Source organism: Clostridium sp. MT-14, from assembly GCF_042436595.1.
Lineage (GTDB): Bacteria > Bacillota > Clostridia > Clostridiales > Clostridiaceae > Clostridium_B > Clostridium_B aromativorans.
On sequence record NZ_JBHMIY010000073.1, the window covers coordinates 1 to 2,582 of the forward strand.

The window sequence follows — 2,582 nt, forward strand, 5'->3', positions numbered from 1 at the left end:
AATATCTTTTAAGATTTTCCATCTACTTTTCGAGTGTCTTCATAATATTTAAATTACATTTATGATAAATATTGTAACTCAAATGACATAAAATTACAATATAATATCTAAAATCAGGTAAAAAGTTAGTGCTGCAATATTAGTAAACAAGAATGAGGTTGAAACGAGGTCATAGCGCTATATACTAACTATAACAAAAACTGGATAGTTAATTTTATTTAGTTTTTTATTTTAAGACAAATAAATATAAATTTATTTAGAGAATGCAAAAAAATAATTTGAATAAAGGTACGGCAATACCAGGAAAGTAACGAATTTACTGTATTCAGTTTATGTGCTGATTATACAGAAATAATAAAGAAATTTCAAGTCCTTTAGGCTAGTACCTCACGGAAAAAGCATGAACCCATCTCTTTTCAAAATTCTCTTGCAAGAATTTTTTAAAAAATGCCTTTGCAGCATTTATATATGAGGTATGCCTTATTTTCCCTGAAATGTACTCTGGTATTACTGTGAAATGGTGTAAGAAGCAGCCAGAGCCTAGATCTTTACTCCTTTAAAAGAGGACCACATTCAAAACCAAATAGTCCTTAATGGATATATCCAGTCTACATTTGCGTTCTTTTTAAATTTTCTTAGATCTATCTAAAATTTATGAATAATATATATTCAAGATATTCCAAGCTGAGTAATGCCTGAAACCTTCTAGATTTCAAGCTTTTCTTAGGATATCTTTCTTCATCTTTTTTTACTAAGTTAAGAGCAATTCTTTTTAGCAGTCCAATGTTTTGTGGCTTGTTCCCTGTTCTATTCCTATTTTCATCTTCCCTAAAAGTTACATCCAGGTTCCAATGAGTACTCTCAATTCCCCAATGTTTTCTTGCTGCCTGTGAAAAGTCTTTTACATTCTTAATACTTCCCAGATAGTATCTACACTCCTCTGTCTTTCTCCCATTTTCTTCACAATTTCTAATAACCATACCTATACCATTTAATTTTGTCCAGTCATCTTTAGCTTTCATCCATGATATATCAGTAGAATAGTAAAAGATTCTTTCTTCAATTCTCCCATGGGATTTTTCCATAGTACGGTAGCACTCAATTTTTTCATTCTTTACCTTATCTGCTTTCGCATCTTTGAAATATTCTTTTACCTCATCATATAAAACCTTGTGGTTTTCTTTAAGTGCCAATACATAGTCTGCTTTATTGTGTTTTACAATCTTTTCTGCAATATCTTTCTGACAGCCCATTGCATCAATTGTAACAATGCTGCCCTTTATTAAAAGCATATCAAGTAATTCAGGTATTGCAGTAATTTCATTGCTTTTTTCATCTGCCTTTACCTGCCCTATGATAAGCTTATTACTGCTGCACCAGGCACTTACTATATGAATTGCCTTTTTATTATTCTTTTTATTTTCTGTTCCACGCATTGTTTTTCCGTCGATTGCTATTACTGTATTATTCCCAATCTCTGTTACTTCTCTCATCCAAAGCACAAAACATCTTTCAAACTGTTTAGGATCTATTAAATTTAATACTCTTTCAATTGTATGATGTGTTGGTATGCCATTTGGCAGTTCAAGGTACTTCCTCAGCCAATCTTCTCTTTCAATCGCCCAAGCTTCAACGTCCTCCCAGTCATCGCAGCTGCATATTGTTGCTGCAATTGCAATAAAGATGATATCTATAAGCTTGTGCCTAACTTTACCTTCTTGCCTTGTATCGTAGATTACACTAAAATGCTCAAAAAAGCTTCCCTTATACTTTTTTACTGCCATATTCAATAACCTCCATAAGAGTATTTTATTAAGGTTATTCTACTATAACAGAACTATAATTGTTAGTGGTAATTTATCCATTGGATAAACATTCCTTCATGCTTTTGCCGTGGCTAGTACCTAAGGGACTTTTTTAATATATAAAAATAAATATAGAGAGTTGGTTAAACATACCCCAACTGTAAAAAATAATAGGTATAGGTGTTGTGAGCCGTTGTATAAGAAATAAACTCGGACAAGCAGTATTACTACTATTGTATTGTTTGCTCGTCAGAAGGGTGTGTATGACCTTTTAAAACATTATACAGGTATGTAAACTGGTTACATTGTAACGGGATTATGTAGAGCGTTAGGGCACCTTTTAACGTGATGAAGCATAATACAAATAGCAGTATTAAAGAAACTTCAGCCGAAAACGAAGAGCATATATTTGTAAATGTCAAGTTCAAAATGTTGAAAAGTTCCAACATGAAAATGCATAAATATTTTATAGTAAATTTAAATTAATCAGGGGTTCTTTCTTGCTGGATTAATTCATAAACATCTTTTGTCCTATATAAAGGTCCAATAATTTTTACGATATGTGAATGATGCAATAACCTATCTAATATTGCATTAGCTAAAGTTACATCTGAAAAAACATCTCCCCATTTACTGAATGGCTGATTCGTTGTTATTATAGTAGAATTATGTTCGTATCTCTTTGTTATAAGTTGAAAAAATAGATTAGCACCCAAATGGTCTATTGGAAGATAAAGTGCACCCCTTTGTCAAGACAATTTTTTAGTAGATTTATAG

2 protein-coding genes are annotated in these 2,582 nt (G+C 31.6%); both read right to left on the minus strand.

Annotated features, from left to right (window positions below):
• Positions 1–641: 641 nt before the first annotated feature.
• Complete coding sequence (locus ACFHWD_RS20480; protein ID WP_179977686.1) at positions 642–1,784, minus strand: ISAs1 family transposase; 1,143 nt, start codon at positions 1,782–1,784, stop codon at positions 642–644.
• Positions 1,785–2,287: 503 nt separating this feature from the next.
• Positions 2,288–2,530: an ATP-binding protein gene (locus tag ACFHWD_RS20485; RefSeq protein WP_326839106.1), complete on the minus strand. Its 243-nt coding sequence runs from the start codon at positions 2,528–2,530 to the stop codon at positions 2,288–2,290.
• Between the last annotated feature and the right edge of the window lie 52 nt (positions 2,531–2,582).

What these genes read in the sequence shown, in the direction of transcription:
- ACFHWD_RS20480 (WP_179977686.1), bottom strand. Translation starts at nt 1,784, where the DNA reads ATGGCAGTAAAAAAGTATAAGGGAAGCTTTTTTGAGCATTTTAGTGTA.